The sequence below is a fragment of the Chitinophaga cymbidii genome (assembly GCF_007992715.1).
Classification (GTDB): Bacteria; Bacteroidota; Bacteroidia; order Chitinophagales; family Chitinophagaceae; genus Chitinophaga; species Chitinophaga cymbidii.
Genome location: NZ_BKAU01000001.1, coordinates 1623303 through 1641366, shown reverse-complemented (window position 1 = coordinate 1641366; position 18064 = coordinate 1623303). Strand labels below are relative to the sequence as shown.

Here is an 18064-nt window from a genome sequence, read left to right as displayed (position 1 = left end):
TATCAAAGGCAAAAGCCTGGAGAAAATTAAATATGGACAGAAGCTCCGCCAGAGATTTATTGATCCGTTACCGCTCGGGAGATTGTACGGAATCCGAACGGCAGCTGGTAGAAAGCTGGATATTGCATGGTGCTGCCGGCCCGCCGGACCTGAGCGATGTCGAACTGCTGGATGACCTGCTTGATATCAGATTACGTCTTGAAAGCAGCATGCGGAAACAAGACCTGAAGGCAACTGTCTTCCGCAGATGGCTGCCCTACGCCGCAATGCTGATTTTCGTGGTATCCGCCGCCATCTGGACTTATTCACGGATGAATAGCGGCAAGCAGGGACTTCGCCGGGAAACAGCCGATGTATTGCCGGGAGGCAACACTGCTACGCTGACACTGCCAGACGGGAGCATTGTGAAATTGAGCGATACGCAAGGCGGCATTGTTATGGGTGACGAGGTGAAGTACACAGACGGCACTACGGTTCCAGGCACAAACGGGCAATCGCCCGGCCACGGAGCTGGCGCGGCAACTCAAAACGCTTCGGCTGTTTCGCAGCGGCTGACCCTCGCTATCCCGAAAGGCAGCACCTACCGGGTGACCCTCCCGGATGGCACAAGGGTATGGCTTAACACGGCATCCACCTTAACCTATCCAAGCCGGTTCAGTGATAGTGAACGCATCGTGGAACTGGCAGGGGAAGCATATTTTGAAGTTTCGGAAATACGCGCTCCCGTACAACGGGCATCGGGAAACTCCGGGCCTTCACGGAAGGTCCCGTTCATCGTCAGGACCAGGAGCCAGTCCGTTGAGGTCCTTGGCACACAGTTCAACATAGCGGCATACGCAGACGAAACAGCGGCAAAAACAACACTGGTGGAAGGCAGCGTGCGGGTGGGCGCTGCGCAGAATACGGCATCCGCCGTTCTAAAACCAGGCCAGCAAAGCGTTGTTTCCGGCAAGCAGATCAGTGTAGCTGAAGTAGATGTTGCTGCATATACCAGTTGGAAAGAAGGGTATTTTACATTCAACGGCACTGAATTGCGGGAAGCAATGCGGCAGTTGAGCCGCTGGTATGATGTGGACGTTATTTATGAAGGCAATATTCCACCTACCCCGTTTTACGGAAAAATCAGCAGGAGCAATTCGCTGGCCGGGGTACTTGATATCCTTAAAGAGGGAAATGTACATTTCAGGATTGAAAACAATGGCACCGCTTACCGGGTGATCGTTATGCCATGAATATAGTAAACCAAACAACGTTATGATGAAGACAACCAAAACTTAAAAGGCTGGCGGAAAGATCATCCAGAAGAAAACCGGAAAGTGTTAGAGCCACCGTCCGGTCATTATTGGATGCCGCTATATAGCTGCAAAACAGCTACCGAATCAATCAATTCTTTAACGTAATCCAACCGTACGAAGGTATGATTTTGTTTCCACGTGTCAAAGGCAGTTCCATGCCCTTGATCAACCGACTATTGTCAATTATGAAATTAGCAGTTTTCCTGACGTTCATCACCGTACTGCAGGCAGCCGCGGCAAGTCACGCACAGACTGTTACTTTGAATGCCCGTGATTTGCCCCTGACCAGGGTAATGGAGCGTATACAGGAACAAACCGGGTACCTGTTTTTCCTGAAAGGGGAAAAACTGGCCGGGATGCGCGTAAACGCCAGCATCAAAAACGTACCGCTCCAAAAAGCGATGGATGTGTTGACCCGTGACCTCGGACTGGAATGGGTCATAACGGAGCAGACCATCGTGCTGCGGCCCGCCCGGCGTACAGCCGGCGTGCCGGGCCTGGATATCCCGGACCCTTTTCAACAGGAACGCACTGTTTCCGGCAAGGTGACGGATGAGGCCGGAATGCCGCTTATCGGCGTAACCGTTGTCATAAAGGGCAGCATGAAGGCTACCAATACCGATGAAGAAGGCCGTTACCGCATCGCGGTGCAGGACGACAAGGCGGTATTGCTGTTCAGCATGGTCGGGTTCGAGCCCAGGGAGCAGGCCGCCGGTTCCCGGGATACGCTCAACGTAACCATGAAAGTGGCAATAAGCGGTCTGAATGAAGTAGTGGTGGTAGGTTACGGAACGCAAACCAGGGCGAATGTTACCGGCGCTATTTCTTCTGTGAAAGCGGAACAGTTGAATAAAATGCCTACAACCAGCATCAGCGAAATGCTGCGCGGGGCCGCACCAGGGCTCCAGGTTACGATGGGGAGCGCAGCGCCGGGAGGTACGTCCAGTATCCTTATCAGGGGCAGGCGCTCACTGTCCGCGGGGAATGATCCGTTATATATTGTGGACGGTGTTCCTACTGCCAGCATTGACGATGTCAACGCGAACGATGTAGCTTCCGTAGAGATACTTAAAGATGCCTCCGCCCAATCGATCTACGGCGCCAGGGCTGCCAATGGCGTAATTCTCATCACCACCAAAAGAGGGATTTCCGGGAAAACGAAAGTAAATGTGAACACTTATGCCGGCGTGCAGAACCTGTACAGGAACTTTGAGTTTTATGACGGAGAGCAGTGGGCGGCCTACAGAAAAGAAGCGTTCTACAATGCATATGGCTACTATAATGAAGATGAAGCGCTCAGAGGGTTGATGAAAGATGTATACCATTCAAAGAAATATATCGACTGGGAAGAGGTGATGCTGAGTCCGGCATGGCAAAACAAGAATGATGTACTGATACAATCGGGAAACGATAAAACAAAATATGCACTGTCCCTCGGACATTTTTTCCAGGACGGGATTGTTCCATCGTCTAACTTCAGAAGGTTTACGGGCAGGCTTAATGTAGATCAGAAATTATCTGAAAAGATATCCCTGGGGGCAAATATCGCCTATACCCGGTCGGACCGGAAAATTGCGGACGGGACCTTCAATTCTTTCATTACCATGCCTCCCCTGGCCGAAGTGTACAACAGCGATGGTTCGCTGCGGGAAGATGTAACAGAAGCGGGGGAATCCCATTTTAACCCTTTGTGGAACAACCAGCACGCAAAAAATCTTACCATCACCGACCGGCTTAATTTGAATTTTATCGCGGACTGGAAGATTGTAAAAGGCTTGTCGTACCGCCTTAATGCAAGCATAAATACAAGAAACGTTCAGGAAAACGCCTACCTCGGTATCGATCATACGGTAGGCAGGAACAATGGCGGACGGGCAACGGTGGCACAGAGCACTTACACGGATTACCTGGTGGAGAATATTCTTAACTATACAAAGGATATAGGAAAGCACCACCTGGATGGCACCGCCATGGCCAGCCTGAACGGGATTCAGTGGAAACGGACCGGTAATACGGGCTTTGGTTTCGCTAACGATGACCTGGCGTATCATGCCATTGCTTCGGCGCTTTCCCACGCAGTGCCCGTATATGAGTTCTCCGACAGGAAACTGCTTTCCTACCTGGTCAGGGGCCGCTATAACTTCGATAGCAAATACATGCTCACATTGGCTATGCGTGTGGACGGGTCCTCCGTTTTCGGCGCCAATAATAAATATGGGTACTTCCCGTCAGCCGCAGTAGCCTGGCGGATCAACAGCGAGGATTTTATGGCCGGCAGTGAATGGATATCTGACCTGAAACTCCGCGTGAGTTATGGCCAGGTGGGCAACCAGGGCATCAGCCCCTACACTACATTGGGACTGGCCGATAAATACCTGACCGAGTTTGGAGACCAGACCGCGGTGGGGTACCTGCCTAATTCGGAACTGACGAACCCGAACCTGAAGTGGGAAACGTCCACCTCCGCCAATTTAGGGGTTGATTACGGCTTTTTCAAAAACCGGATTTACGGTTCAGTGGAGTTTTATGACACCAGAACAACGGACCTGCTCGTGGAAAAATCGCTGTCTACCACTTCCGGGTATGCCAGTCAATTGGTAAACCTTGGCCGTGTGCGGAATAAAGGGATAGAATTTTCGTTGAATGCGGTTCCGGTAAGGAATAAAGATTTTACCTGGAACGTTGGGCTGAACTTTTCTACCAACAGGAACAGGATCGAAAGGATCAACGGCGCAGTGGATCCGCAGGGCAATCCTGTAAATGACCTGAACAACAGATGGTTCATTGGCCAGTCCATGAACGTGTATTATGATTACCAGTTCGATGGTATCTGGCAACTGGATGATGACATCGCCGGATCGGCCATGCCAACTGCCGCGCCCGGGAGCATCCGGGTGAGCGATCTCAACGGCGACAAAGTGATCTCTGTAGACGACCGCCACATTATAAGAAGAGATCCTAAACTGATCAGCGCTTTTATTACCAGCTTTGAGTACAGGAACTTTAGTCTTTCCCTGGATATTAATGGCTTGCATGGCGGGTATTTGTACAATGCTTACCTCGCCACTTTTGAAACCGGCGGCGATCTTACCGGTAAACGAAACGGGATCAGGCGCAACTACTGGACGGTGCATAACCCCTCCAATGAAGCGCCGGCGCCCGATTTTGTGCAACAGCCCGCTTTTTTGACTTCCCTGGCTTATGAAAAAGCCGACTACATAAGGCTCCGCAGTGTTTCTCTTTCTTACAATGTGCCCGAAAAGGCGGTCAGCAGGTTGAAACTCAGTAACCTGAAGTTGTTTTTCACCGCCAGTAATGTCTGGACCCTTACAGATGTACAGGGCTATGGGCCTGAACAGAACCCCGGCGATTATCCGGAACCAAGAACCCTGTTGTTTGGCCTTAATTGCTCATTCTAATACGTATAAGCCATGAAGTATAAAATACTGATCGTTATATTGTTCACAGTGGTAGTCACTTCCTGCACCAAAATGCTGGAAGAAGAGAACAAAACAAGATACTCTGCCGAATATATTTACAGCAGTGAAGGCGGTTTGAAGTTAGCCGTGAATGCGCTCTATACATTACAACGCTATTATGCTAATGACGATGCTACCATTTTCGCATTGGAAAGAGCTACGGACCTGGTGGTAACCAACGGGGGAACAGGGAATTATTTTGGAACCTATGATCCGAACTTTCTCAGACCTTCTTCCGCCCAGGTGGCCTTCATGTGGAGGACCATGTACCAGATCATCGGAAAGGCGAATGAAATAATTTACGCGGGTGAAAAGCTGGAGCAAACCGATGCGCTGAGGGCCACGATCGCCGAAGCAAAATGTTTCAGGGCGCAATCCTATTTCCTTCTTTACCGCACATTTGACCGGATATGGCTGAATACGGAGCCCACCACCTGGGAAAATGTTGACTTTCCCAAGGATTATAAAGCGGCCACCAATGAAGAAGTGTTTAACCTGCTGTATGAAGACCTGGATTACAGTATAGAGAACCTGCCCTGGATATCTTCGGAACCCGGCCGGTTCAACCAGGCCGCGGCAAGGCACATCAAAGCGAAAGCGGCGCTCTGGAAAAAGGATTGGGATGAGGTGCTGGATCAGGTGAACGAAATTGACCAGTCAGGCAAGTACGACCTGGAGCCGCTGGAGAGCATTTTTAACGCGGCTGATCTCAATCATAAAGAAGCATTGATGGTACAGCAATGGAGCAGAAATCCGGGAGGGAACCTTTCTGACGGCACTCCGAAAGGAAACCATTTCGCCGCGTTCTATGTAGCTTCCTATCGCCAGGAGATAGGAGGTACGTCGGAGTATTCCTGTAGTTTTGACAACTGGGGCTATACTTACGGCCGGTGCTTGCCAAACCCCTACCTGTTCTCGCTGTATGATACCGCCAATGATGCCCGCTACAAAAGTTTTTATATACACCAGTATAAAAATACTACGCCCGATCCTAAACCTTATGGCGCCGTAACGGTTCAGCCGGGCGCTTATTTCCCGCTTTACAAGAACGGCACAAAGAACCGGTTCGTGTACCCCGGCTGTATTAAACACGGCGATATCTGGACAAGGGCGGCTTCGGAAACCAGGAGTTATAAGGATATTATTCTTTATCGCCTGGCGGAAACCTACATCATGGGCGCTGAAGCCGCTTTGATGAAGAGTGATCAGACGCTGGCGAAAAAATATTTCAATGAAACCTGGGAACGGGCGGGTAACGCCACCTTTACCGGCACATTGTCGTTGAAGAACATCATCGATGAACAGGCCCGCGAGCTGGCATTTGAAGGCGACCGTTGGTACTTCCTGAAAAGACTGGGAATACTCATCTCACAAGTGGCCAGCTATGCCGGTGATGCTGAGATAAGCAGCTCTTTGCCGGGTAGAACAAACCTGCCGGCTAACCCACATTTCATACGATGGCCCATACCCGAGACCGAGGTCATCAACATGGGCGCTGAAAATTTCCCTCAGAACCCGGGATATAATTAGAACAAAACTTTTGACGCATGGGCGCCGGATGCTTTTCCATAAGGCGCTGGAATGCTTTTGCCTGACATAGACAAAATTCACTTTAAAAATAACTCATGAACAGATTCGTTAAATCGTTGCTTTTCTTGTGGATGGTAATGGCCACAAGCAATATGTACGGAGAGAGCCGGGAAAATTCTTTTGATATCTGCGTATATGGTGAATCCGCGGCCGGCGTAATGGCGGCAATACAAAGCGCGCGGCTTGGAAAAAGCGTTGTGCTGATCTCGAAAAACCAGCATGTCGGCGGATTGGTCACATCAGGCCTTACCGCTACCGATATGAACCGCAATGACATGGTGGGCGGACTTGCCCGCGAATTTTATCAGAAAATATACGCCTACTATTTAAACCCCGAAGTCTGGAAGAACCAAAACCGGGAGGAATTCTTTATAAAATCCAGGAAAAGGACCTACACCGGTAAGAATGATGAGCGCAAAATGCAATGGGTGTATGAATCCAAAGTAGCGGAACGCATCATGCTGGATATGCTGAAAGAGGCCGGTGTAACGCTGTGGCAGCATGAACGTTTGAAACGTAAAAAAGGCGTAAAGAAGAACGATCTTCAGATCAGCAGGATCACGCTGGAAAGCGGTAAAACCGTGAGCGCCAGGGTATTCATCGATGCTTCTTATGAAGGCGACCTGCTCGCGGCTGCCGGTGTTTCTTATATGGTTGGAAGAGAAGATAATAAAACATACGATGAAACCCTCAACGGCTACCGTGTTAACTATAACATGGGGACTAATCTTAGCGAAGTGAGCCCCTACCGGAAATCGGGCTATCCGAAATCGGGCCTTCTGCCTTATATAGATAAAAAAGTACAGGGTGCGCAGGGTACGCAAGATAAAAAGGTGCAGGCCTATTGCTACCGCCTTACACTCACGGATGATCCTGCCAATAGAATCAAGATAACCAAACCTGAAAACTATGATCCTTCCCTGTATGAAGTGCTAGTACGGCATATTAACCTGAACCCGGCCATGACGCTTCAGAAAATAATCACTTTAACGCCGATGCCCAACCGGAAAACGGATACGAACCACCTGGATTTCTTCGGTGCCAGTTACGATTATGCGGAGGCTGGGTATAAAAAAAGAGGTGATATAGAAGAACAGCACAAAAATTATGCGCTTGGTATGTTATGGCTGCTGGAACATGACCCCAGGGTCCCGCAACATATCAGAGACGAAATGAAAGACTGGGGCTTGCCGAAAGATGAATTTGAGGACAACGGAAATTTCCCTAACCATATTTATGTGCGGGAAGCCAGAAGAATGGTGGGTGAATTTGTGATGTCGGAAAAGAATGTCGTAAAGGAGGACCGGACTGCCGCACCCAATTCCATCGGTATCGGCACTTATGCCCTGGATTGCCATTATGTTTCGAAAGTGGTGGATGAGGAAGGGAAGCTGCGGTACGAGGGAACGATCTTTCAGGCCACCACGCCGTACCCTGTCAATTATTTGTCCATTACGCCGAAGCGGAATGAATGCGGGAACCTCCTCGTGCCCGTCTGCTTATCTGCTTCACATGTGGCGTATAGCAGCATCAGGATGGAACCGGTTTATATGGTCTTAGGCCAGTCTGCGGCCGTTGCCGCTGCTATGGCAATTGACGGGAATATGGCCGTTCAGGACATTCCTTACAACGAGTTGGCGCCCCGGCTGCATGCGCTTAACCAGATAATAGAGATTAACGCAAAATCAAAATAGCTATGAACAGGTTGAAATATCATATTAAAAAAGGGGCATTCTGCCTGTTCGTATTGCTGTGTTTCGGATGCGATAACCGGTATGATTTTCCGATTCCCCGCAATTCTTTTGAAGAAACGGAGCTGCCGCCTCCGGCCAAGGTTACGCTTTCAAAATCGGGCGGATCATGGAAGATGTTCATTGACGGAACAGCACATTTTGTAAAAGGGGTTTGCGCCAATAATTATTATGGTGAGTCCGCGGCCTTCGGCGCGAATACCATCAGAACATACGGTGTGGCGGATGATTCTCAGAAAATACTGGATGATGCCTTTAAAGCCGGATTGTATGTGAATTTTGGTTTGTATATGAAGCGGGAAACAGATGGCTTCGACTACAACAATGAGGCGGCGGTAAAACAACAGCATGAACAAATGAAAGAAGCAGTGCTGCGTTTTAAAGATCATCCGGCATTGTTATGTTGGTCCATCGGCAATGAAGCAGAAGCCAGCTATACCAATACAAAACTATGGACCGCTGTAAATGAGGTGGCGAAATTCATACATCAGGTGGATCCCAATCATCCCACAACAGTTGCATTGTCCAATTCAGACGTTACTAAAATAGGCCTGGTGGCGGATATGGCGCCGGAAATAGACATTCTTTCTGTGAACAGCTATGCGCCAACATTGCCCAATGTTGCTGCGAACCTGGCTTCCGCCGGGTGGGAGAAGCCTTACATGATCACCGAATTTGGCCCGCGCGGCACCTGGCAAATGGCGCCGGAGCCAACAAGAGTACTGAACTGGGGAGGACTGGTGGAACAAACCAGTACGGAGAAGGCGGATGTGTACCTGCAAGCTTACCAGGACCATATTTCAAAGAACAGCACAAACGGATGTATTGGCTCTTTCGTATTTGTCTGGGGATACCAAAAACATGGAGAAGTGCTCACCTGGTTCGGGCTTTTGGATAAGAAAGGGTACACGTTCCCGGCGGTGGATGCCATGCAGTTCGCGTGGACGGGCAGCTACCCCGCCAACAGGGCACCCGTTATCCAGGACAGGAACGCTGTTTTAATGAATGGGAAGAAAGCGGAGGAGAATATTTCCGTAGAGAAAGGTTCCGGCAATACAGCTTCCGTTATTGCCACGGACCCTGATAATGATCCCTTGACCTATTCCTGGATAATCATGAAAGAAGGGTCCGCCGCTGCGGATGGTAGTTTGCCGGACGGTATTCCCGGGCTGATCACTGACAACAAGTTATCAGGCATTGCCTTCAAAGCGCCATCAGAAACCGGAGGCTACAGGCTGATCGTTTTTGTTTCCGATGATGCCAATAAAAAAGTAGCAAGCGCTGTTATTCCTTTTTATGTCAATTAGTATAATAATGAAAAATATTCCTTTAAAACTGCTCTTTTTTATTTCAGTGCTGACACTGGCTGCCTGCAACAAAGAAGACGACCTCGTGGTACAAAATGATGCTTTCTCCGCGAAAGTTACGCAGAACGCAGCATTGCCGCTGACCGTTACTGCTAAGGATCAAATCCGGTTTGATCTGGTGATCACCACCGATTCTGCCACGGCCTTGAAGGCGGCGGTACTGCACCTGGATGAAAATGAACTGCACTCGGCTTCAGCTTCCGCTGATAATAAGATCGTGGTGCAGTACACCTATACCCTGGATAAAGATGAAGTGGGGAAGAGCCTTATCTTCCGGCTGGTTGTTTCTGATGAAAAGGGCCGGTCGGTTAACAAGGACTTTACAATATATGTGCAATCGGCTCCGGCGGATATCCGGATTACCATTCCGGAGGATGCCCCTGCCGAGATCCTTGATAATGAAACAGCGGATTTTAATATTGCCGTCACTTCAGAGAATGATATCAAATACATCAAAACGTTTGCAGATGGCAATGAGATCACATCTTTGACAAAAGAGACTTTCACCAATCCCAGAGAAGACAGCTACCACTTCACCTATCAGCCAACGGCCGCGGATGCCGATAAAACCCTTGCCTTCCTGGTGGAAGTAATGGATGTAATGGGGAATATAGTGAAGAAAGAGTTTACATTAACTATCAAACGTTCCCAGGCCGCTGATTTTACTGCATATTTTGATGTGAACCTGGGTGCGCAGCGATCTGTCGCTCACGGGCCGTTTTTTAATGCCGCGAATGGAGAAGTGTACGCCACCACGGGTTCAGCTTCGAAATCAGGCGATATAGATTTAGTTGTCTTTTACAGCGGTTCGTCCAGGGCATACAATATAACTTCGCCAACACTGGCTTCGGTATCGGAGTTTATTTACACAGTGGCCGCTTACGGCGATGATGCAATGGTTAACTGGCCCACAAGGAACCAAACTTTAATAAAGAAAATATCAATAAGCCGGGAGGAATTCGACCTGGCTGCCGCAAGCGATATAGAAGCGTTTTATACGGGGGCCGCTGGCGCTGCTGAAGAATCTTCCGGTGGCCTGGCGGATAACAATGTGATGGTATTCAGAACGGCAGATAGCAAATACGGACTGCTGTATGTTAAGTCCAGATCCGCAAATGCAAATACAGGCCATTTGACGGTGGACATAAAAATGCAAAAGTAGCCATGATGAACGCACAACATCGTCCGGAACAACGGATAATATGGCTACGGTCATGTGTATCCATGGCGGTAATAGCCCTGTTCACGATACAGGTGCAGGCGCAAAAGCTTCCTGGCCAGGGAACTAATAATGCCGGGAAACCCAATATCCTGGTGGTTATCAGCGACCAGCTCAACTGGGACTTCATCTCCGCGGCAGGCAATAAATACGTAAAAACACCCAATATAGACCGGTTGTGTAGAAAGGGGGTTCGTTTCGACCGGGCTTACACCATCAATCCGGTATGCATTCCGGCACGCATAAGTTTACTTACCGGTAAACGGCCAGGCATGTTTGGTGTGCATGTGCCGAAAGAGGCCGGCGCAAAAAAAACGGATATGATACAGTACGTTCGGGAGAAGAAGATTGCCACGCGCCTGCAACAATCCGGGTACAAAACCTATTACGGAGGGAAAACACACTTTGGTCCTCCCGGTTATCAATTTCTTCCCGGAGATATGGGGTTTGAGGTATATGCAAGTGAAAGAGAATACCGGGGAGAAGATTGTGTGCCAAAGGCGATCGAAACGTTGAACAAACATACAAAAGATAATAAAGGTCAACCCTTCTTCATGGTCACTTCGTTGATGAACCCGCACGATATCTGCTATGCGCACATTAAAGATCACCGGTTTGATATGGAAAAGATCATGAGCCGTACAAAGGGCGGCGGCTGGAAGGCGAAACTCCGGGCATCCGTATTAAGGAACCTGGAAATTCCGGAGGGGTACCCGGGCGCAGGTGGTTATGAACCCATTGATTATTACCTGGGTCAGGCGCCCCCATTGCCGGACAACTACCCGCCGCAGCAGAACGAACCCGGTGTTATTTCAGGCGAAGGGGAAGCTGTAAGCGGTATGGCCGCCGCTTTCGGGCGATACCGCAATGATTATGACTCCACCGACTGGCTCCTCCACCGGTATGCCTATTGCCGCTTTGTGGAGGATGTGGACCGTGAGCTGGGACAACTGCTTGATGGGCTCGAAGCGACCGGCATGGCTGAAAATACCGTTATCATTTTCACCAGTGATCATGGTGAACAATTGGGAAGTCATCAAATGGCGGGAAAGGGGCTTTTCTTTGATGAAGTATGCCATGTACCGTTTATAGTCAGTCATCCGGGTATTAAAAAAGGGCGTGTGGATACTGTAAATCTTGTATCCAATGGGCTGGACCTTCTTCCCTCCGTTTTTGCACTGGCAGGCGCACCGCCTGATCCGGACTGGGAAGGAATGAGTATCGTCCCATTATTGCATGCCGCCAACGCGCGTCTGAACAGAACAGCGGTTCCCGTAGAGTTCTCCACCGGGCTGGGCATCGTTACAAGAGATTTTTATTACGGAATATACGTGAGTGGGAAAACGAACCATGAACAATTGTACGATATGAAGAAAAGGCCATTGCAAATGGAGAACGATGCCTTAATACCAGCCTACGCTCCCGTTTTAAAGGATCACCGGGCCCTGTTCCGGAGCACACATCAGCAAACACTTGACGGGTTTGAGCATCCGGAAGGATTTCTTGGATATTTAAATGCGCGTTAGGCAGAGGGAAAAGATTCCTGTATGAATCGGGGCTGCATGTGCCGCTGATTATTAGAGTTCCAAAGAAACTGGTACATTTAGTGTCTGATTCCACGGGTGAAGAACTGACAGAGCGTTAAGCATCCTGGATTAAATGCGTCTAAAACAGGTTTGATAAATGGATTTTTTGAATGGCGCGAATGCGCTCACACTGGTATTTGCGTCCTTGCTCCTATTTGCGATAGCATATAGGGTTTACGGTATTTTTATGGCGAATAAAGTACTTCGTCTGAATGCGAAAAATATGACGCCCGCTATAGAGTTTGCGGATGGGAAAGATTACGTGGCTACCAATAAGAACGTGCTGTTCGGCCACCATTTCGCGGCCATCGCGGCTGCCGGTCCCTTGGTAGGACCTGTATTAGCCGCGCAGTTTGGCTATTTGCCCGGTACCTTATGGATATTAATAGGATGCGTGCTGGCAGGCGGTGTGCACGATATGATCGTGCTTTTCGCATCGGTCCGGCACAAAGGGCAGAGCCTTGCCACCATAGCTGGTAAGGAGATTGGTAAAGGCACGGGCATCATTGCGGGATTCGCCGTCCTTTTTATTCTGATCCTCACATTGGCGGGGCTTTCTCTGGCCTGCATCAGCGCTATGCATGAGGCGTCCTGGTCGTTATTCACGGTTATCGCTACAATGCCCATCGCTGTCATAATGGGACTCATTATGCGCTACCGGAAAAACAGTGTTACGCTGGCGAGTGTGATCGGAGGGGTATTGCTCATAGCTGCGATCATAGGAGGTCATGAACTGATGCAGATAAAAGCGATCAGCGACTTATTCAGCTGGCGTGTTGAAACCATTTCGATCTCCATTGCTGTGTACGGTTTTCTTGCATCCATACTGCCTGTATGGCTATTGCTTGTGCCCCGTGATTATTTATCCACTTACTTAAAGATCGGGACCATATTGATGTTGGCCATTGGCGTCATTTTCGTACATCCAACCCTTCAGATGCCCGCTGTTACGGAGTTTATACATGGCGGGGGACCCATTATCGGAGGGCCGGTTTTGCCTTTCATCTTTATCGTTATTGCCTGCGGGGCCATCTCGGGTTTTCATGCGGTGATCGCTACGGGTACTACTCCCAAGATGTTAACGAATGAAAAGGAGATACTATTTGTAGGATACGGCGCGATGCTTGTCGAGGGTTTCGTGGCGCTCATGGCTTTGATCGCGGCCTGTACACTGATGCCTGGGGATTACTTCGCTATCAATACGCCCAAGGAAACTTATGATGCCTTCATTGCGCAGAACCCTGGCCTGCATACGGTAGAGCTGGATTACTTCAGCCAGAAGATCGGGGTTGATCTGCATGGAAGAACAGGCGGTGCGGTTTCACTGGCGGTAGGAATGGCCCACATATTTAACAAGATACCTTTTATGGAAGATGTAATGGCATACTGGTACAACTTTGCTATTATGTTCGAAGCGGTATTTATTCTAACAGCCATAGATGCAGGCACACGTGTTGGCCGGTTCTTTTTGCAGGAAATGCTGGGTAATGTGATGCCGAAATTCAACAATAAAAACTGGATACCGGGTATCGTTATCAGTAGTCTGCTTTTTACTTTTTCCTGGGGTTATCTGGTATATACCGGTAATGTTAGCAGCATCTGGCCGCTGTTTGGTATCAGCAACCAATTGCTGGCTGCCTGCGGACTGATCGTTTGCACTACCATGCTGATCCGGCTGAACAGGGGCAAGTATGCATTATGTTCCGCCATACCCGGCATATTTATGGCGCTTATCACCTTTTGGGCGGGTTACGAGCAGATCAAAAACGTATATATGCCCGCAGCACAATACCTGCTGGCCACATTGGCCTTTCTGGCCATGGTGCTGATGCTGATCGTGTTCATCGGTGCCTTCAGAAGGTGGTACAAGTTGATGAACATTAACGGCGCTGAAATTGATTTTTACGGGGATACTGTCAAGGAGCAGATTGAAAGATAGGCAAAATCAAAAAAGCCTTACCAGCTTGAACTGGTAAGGCTTTCTCCTTGTGGTCCCAACAGGGCTTGAACCTGTGACCCTCTGATTATGAGTCAGATGCTCTAACCAACTGAGCTATAGGACCCGTCCTTGCGGACAAAATATAGATAAACTTTATTGGGCCCCCTTTCCGGGGGACGGCAAAAGTAAATATTTTTTCTGCAATCCGCCAGAAATTTTTGTGCTCCGGCCGTACCTTTGCGTCACCATGCAAGGAATCAAACACATTATTTTCGACCTCGGCGGCGTCATTCTTAATATCGATTATAAACTGACGGAAAAAGCATTTACAGACCTCGGGGTAAAAAACTTCTCCGAACTGTACTCCCAGTTCAACGCCAACCCGCTCTTTGAAGACCTGGAAACCGGCCGCGTGGAGAACGATGCCTTCGTGCAGGCCATGAAGCCCTACCTGCCGGAAACGGCCGGGCCGGAGGCGGTCATCGGGGCCTGGAACGCCATGCTGCTCGATTTCCCGGTGGCGCGCCTGCAGCTATTGCAGCAATTACGTCAGCATTACGATCTCTACCTGCTCAGCAATACCAACGCCATTCACCTGGCGGCATTCAATGCCATCCTGGAAAAGACCCGCGGCATTCCTTCGCTGGACGTGTTTTTCGATAAAAGTTATTATTCCCACCAGATCGGTTACCGGAAACCGGAGAAAGAAGCCTACCAGATCATCCTGGATGAAAATAGCCTGCAACCTGAACAAACCCTGTTCATAGACGACACGCTCCCCAACGTGGAAGCGGCGCGGGCACTGGGCATACAGGCCATTCACCTGCAGCCGCCAAAAACCATCCTGGATATTTTCCGGCCGGAATAAATACTATTTGATCTCTTCAAAATCGAGGTAATCTCCCTTGTCCCGCTGCTTTGCGGGCTCTTTCTGCGGAGGAGGGGGAGGCTGGTTCTGTTGTTGCTGCTGCTGATACTGATCACGCAAATGCTGCTGCATATCCCGCATCTGGCGGCGCACATGCTTCGTAGAATTATAAACGGGAATGATGAAATCAAATACCAGTTTGTAAAGTATCCAGCCTATGAAGATGTAGAGAAGTAGCTTTAAAAGTGTCATATCCGCACAAAGATAGCGGTTACGCCTTTTTTAAGCGACCATTTTAGGATTTCTTTAACGATCAGGCGCAGCGCTTCCGGAAATGAGGCGGCACATGGAAAATCAATACCTTCCCAGCATCGACGCGATCTCCATCGAGATCTGCTTGTTGTGCTCCCAGGTCAGCTTGCGGTAGTTGATCGCATCGATGATCGTGCCGATGAGGCAGAACCCCGCCGTGAAAAGGAACAGGATGCCCATCAGTATCTGGTCCATCAGAAAGCGGTGCACGCCATTCACGCCCGCGAAACCGAGCAGGCAGGTGATGAGGATGGTCTGGGGGTCTTTTCTTTTGCCCTGGTACAGGATCAGGAAGCGTTGACGGGTATCAGGATCATATTTTTTTGTCAGCTCCTCCAGCCAGATCATTTCTTCATGATCTATTCCCGGCAACATGGCAAAATAAAAGTCGTTCATACAGGTTTTTTTTCAGGCTTGAATGTAGCAAATTGTTGTCTTAATAGCTGCAATATCCGCAATACCAGCGCTGCCAGCGCCAGCCCGCCAAGCGGATGGCTTTCCCAGGACGCCTGCAATTCCCCGTGCAACAGGTGGCTGACGGCGCTGCCGAGGCCGCAGCCCGGGCAGCCGGAAAAGCCGGCAAGCTTGTAAACACAGAACTGCGGCACCGCGCCGTGCGGATCGATGAGGGCGAGATAGATCAGCCCGGTGGTCCATACGATCAGCTCTAACGGTATCCTGGAAACGGCGCGCTGCATCATGGTTACAATATAAGCAATCTGCCGGGTTTTTGATATTGGATGATGAATAAATAACATGTGTAGAAATTCCCTTGTAATCAGTGTTATATTTAGAAGAAATACTTTCTTGGAATAAAAATAAATGCTAATTTTGTACAGGAAAAATGATTCAAATGAAGGGGACGCGCGTTGTCCCCTTCTTCTATTTTGTATGGCAAACGAACAAGTGATAGTACCCATCCGGGAAATGGTAGAAGCGCTGCTGGCGGACAAACCGGAATATTTTCTGGTAGATATCCGGATAAAACCTACCAACAACGTTAAGATATATCTGGATGCGGACAATGGCGCATCGATCGACAAACTGGTTGCTTTCAACCGCCAGTTGTACCCGCAACTGGAAGCCGCGGCACTGTTCCCAGACGGCGATTTTTCCCTTGAGGTTTCTTCTCCGGGGCTGGACGAGCCCCTGAAAACACACCGGCAGTTCATCAAGAACATCGGCCGGAAAGTGGAGGTGACGAAGCTGGACGGCTCCGTGGTGGAAGGGAAGCTCCTGCGCATCGACGACAATGAAATGGTGCTGGAAGAAACCGTGGGCAAGAAAAAGGAACTGAAACAGACAAACATCAATTTACCTGAAATAAAGCACACAAAGGTGTGCATCGTGTTTTAAACAATAATAAAAGAACATGGCTAGTATTAACCTGATTGAGTCATTCACCGAGTTTAAGGAGGCGGAAAACATAGACCGCCCTACCCTGATGAAGGTGTTGGAAGATGTGTTCAAGACGCTCCTGCGTAAGAAATATGGCTCAGATGAGAACTTTGACGTGATTGTAAATACCGAGAAAGGCGACCTTGAGATCCTCCGCCGCCGCACCATCGTGGAAGACGGCACCGTGGAAGACGAGAACGCCCAGATCGCATATTCCGAAGCTATCCTGGTGGAACCCGACTACCAGGTGGGGGAAGACCTGTATGAAGAGGTGGAGATCATGGATTTCGGGCGCAGGGCCATCCTCGCCGCCAAACAAACGCTCACAGCGCGTATCGGCGACCTGAAAAAGAACATCCTGGTGAAAAAGTATGGCGACCGTGTAGGCGAGATCGTGACCGGCGAAGTATACCAGGTATGGAAAAAGGAAGTTTTATTATTGGATGATGAAGGGAATGAACTAATATTGCCTAAATCCGAGCAGATTCCTACCGATTATTTCAAAAAAGGGGAAAATGTGCGGGCTGTGGTGAAAAAAGTGGAGATGAAAAACAACGCTCCGCTGATCATTCTCTCCAGAACCCATCCTTCCTTCCTGGCGAAGCTCCTTGAAATTGAGGTGCCGGAGATCTTCGACGGCCTGATCGTGATCAAAAAGATCGTCCGTGAACCGGGCGAAAGGGCCAAAGTGGCCGTAGAGTCTTATGACGACCGCATCGATCCGGTAGGCGCCTGCGTAGGGATGAAAGGAAGCCGCATTCACGGCATCGTGCGCGAGCTCCGCAACGAGAACATCGACATTATCAACTATACCGCCAACATACAACTGCTTATCCAGCGCGCGCTTACACCCGCGAGGATCAGCCGTATGGACGTGGATAACGAGAACAAATACACCTCCGTTTACCTGAAACCTGACCAGGTATCACTGGCCATCGGTAAAAAAGGTGTGAATATAAAACTGGCCTGCGAATTGACGGGATACGAAATAGACGTGTTCCGCGACGAAGAACAGGAACAAACAGAGTTCGATATCGATCTGGAAGAATTTGCAGACGAGATCGAAGCGTGGGTGATAGACGAGCTGAAGCGCATCGGTTGCGATACGGCCCGCAGTGTGCTGGATCTGACTCCGGAAGAGCTTGTACGCCGCTCCGACCTCGAAGAGGAGACCGTACATGAGGTGAGAAGGATCCTGCAGGAAGAATTTGAAAAGGAATAAATAAGCCGGCCGCTACACCTTCCCATGGGGTAGGCTTT

Annotated in this window: 14 protein-coding genes and 1 tRNA gene; 11 read left to right on the top strand and 4 right to left on the bottom strand. The window is 49.4% G+C overall.

What is annotated here, in order from left to right; translation table 11 throughout:
- The first annotated feature begins 32 nt into the window (after positions 1-32).
- The 8 genes from CCY01nite_RS06560 (at position 33) to CCY01nite_RS06525 (ending at position 14226) form a co-directional block, all read left to right on the top strand.
- A complete protein-coding gene (locus tag CCY01nite_RS06560) occupies positions 33-1232 on the top strand; it encodes a FecR family protein (protein ID WP_146858939.1) in 1200 nt (399 codons plus the stop codon).
- Positions 1233-1480: 248 nt separating this feature from the next.
- Positions 1481-4714: a SusC/RagA family TonB-linked outer membrane protein gene (locus CCY01nite_RS06555; RefSeq protein ID WP_222614320.1), complete on the top strand. Its 3234-nt coding sequence runs from the start codon at positions 1481-1483 to the stop codon at positions 4712-4714.
- Between the two features lie 12 nt (positions 4715-4726).
- Complete coding sequence (locus CCY01nite_RS06550) at positions 4727-6304, top strand: RagB/SusD family nutrient uptake outer membrane protein (protein ID WP_146858935.1); 1578 nt, start codon at positions 4727-4729, stop codon at positions 6302-6304.
- A 95-nt stretch (positions 6305-6399) separates the two neighbouring features.
- Positions 6400-8058, top strand: a complete 1659-nt coding sequence (locus tag CCY01nite_RS06545; protein WP_146858933.1) for an FAD-dependent oxidoreductase — start codon at positions 6400-6402, stop codon at positions 8056-8058.
- A 2-nt stretch (positions 8059-8060) separates the two neighbouring features.
- A complete protein-coding gene (locus tag CCY01nite_RS06540; protein ID WP_146858931.1) occupies positions 8061-9422 on the top strand; it encodes a glycoside hydrolase family 2 TIM barrel-domain containing protein in 1362 nt (453 codons plus the stop codon).
- A 7-nt stretch (positions 9423-9429) separates the two neighbouring features.
- Entirely contained in the window at positions 9430-10644 is a 1215-nt protein-coding gene (locus CCY01nite_RS06535; RefSeq protein ID WP_146858929.1) for a hypothetical protein, read from the top strand.
- 2 nt (positions 10645-10646) lie between these two features.
- Positions 10647-12227, top strand: a complete 1581-nt coding sequence (locus tag CCY01nite_RS06530; protein WP_146858927.1) for a sulfatase family protein — start codon at positions 10647-10649, stop codon at positions 12225-12227.
- Positions 12228-12384: 157 nt separating this feature from the next.
- Entirely contained in the window at positions 12385-14226 is a 1842-nt protein-coding gene (locus CCY01nite_RS06525; protein ID WP_146858925.1) for a carbon starvation CstA family protein, read from the top strand.
- A 50-nt stretch (positions 14227-14276) separates the two neighbouring features.
- On the opposite strand, the gene CCY01nite_RS06520 is transcribed toward CCY01nite_RS06525, so the two are convergent.
- A tRNA-Ile gene (locus CCY01nite_RS06520) sits at positions 14277-14350 on the bottom strand.
- A 123-nt stretch (positions 14351-14473) separates the two neighbouring features.
- Between CCY01nite_RS06520 and CCY01nite_RS06515 the strand changes: the two genes are divergently transcribed.
- Positions 14474-15094: an HAD family hydrolase gene (locus CCY01nite_RS06515; protein ID WP_146858923.1), complete on the top strand. Its 621-nt coding sequence runs from the start codon at positions 14474-14476 to the stop codon at positions 15092-15094.
- Positions 15095-15097: 3 nt separating this feature from the next.
- Here the strand turns inward: CCY01nite_RS06515 and CCY01nite_RS06510 are convergent, their stop codons facing one another.
- The 3 genes from CCY01nite_RS06510 to CCY01nite_RS06500 all read right to left on the bottom strand — a co-directional run bounded on the left by CCY01nite_RS06510 (position 15098) and on the right by CCY01nite_RS06500 (position 16107).
- Entirely contained in the window at positions 15098-15346 is a 249-nt protein-coding gene (locus CCY01nite_RS06510) for a hypothetical protein (protein ID WP_146858921.1), read from the bottom strand.
- A gap of 102 nt (positions 15347-15448) precedes the next feature.
- Entirely contained in the window at positions 15449-15802 is a 354-nt protein-coding gene (locus CCY01nite_RS06505) for a TM2 domain-containing protein (protein WP_146858919.1), read from the bottom strand.
- Entirely contained in the window at positions 15799-16107 is a 309-nt protein-coding gene (locus tag CCY01nite_RS06500) for a DUF2752 domain-containing protein (protein WP_146858917.1), read from the bottom strand. Before CCY01nite_RS06500 ends, CCY01nite_RS06505 begins: the two co-directional genes overlap by 4 nt.
- Before the next feature lie 190 nt (positions 16108-16297).
- Between CCY01nite_RS06500 and rimP the strand changes: the two genes are divergently transcribed.
- Complete coding sequence (rimP, locus tag CCY01nite_RS06495; RefSeq protein WP_146858915.1) at positions 16298-16762, top strand: ribosome maturation factor RimP; 465 nt, start codon at positions 16298-16300, stop codon at positions 16760-16762.
- Positions 16763-16778: 16 nt separating this feature from the next.
- On the top strand, positions 16779-18026 hold the full coding sequence (gene nusA / locus CCY01nite_RS06490) for a transcription termination factor NusA (RefSeq protein ID WP_146858913.1): 1248 nt from the start codon (positions 16779-16781) through the stop codon (positions 18024-18026).
- The last annotated feature ends 38 nt before the right edge of the window (positions 18027-18064 follow it).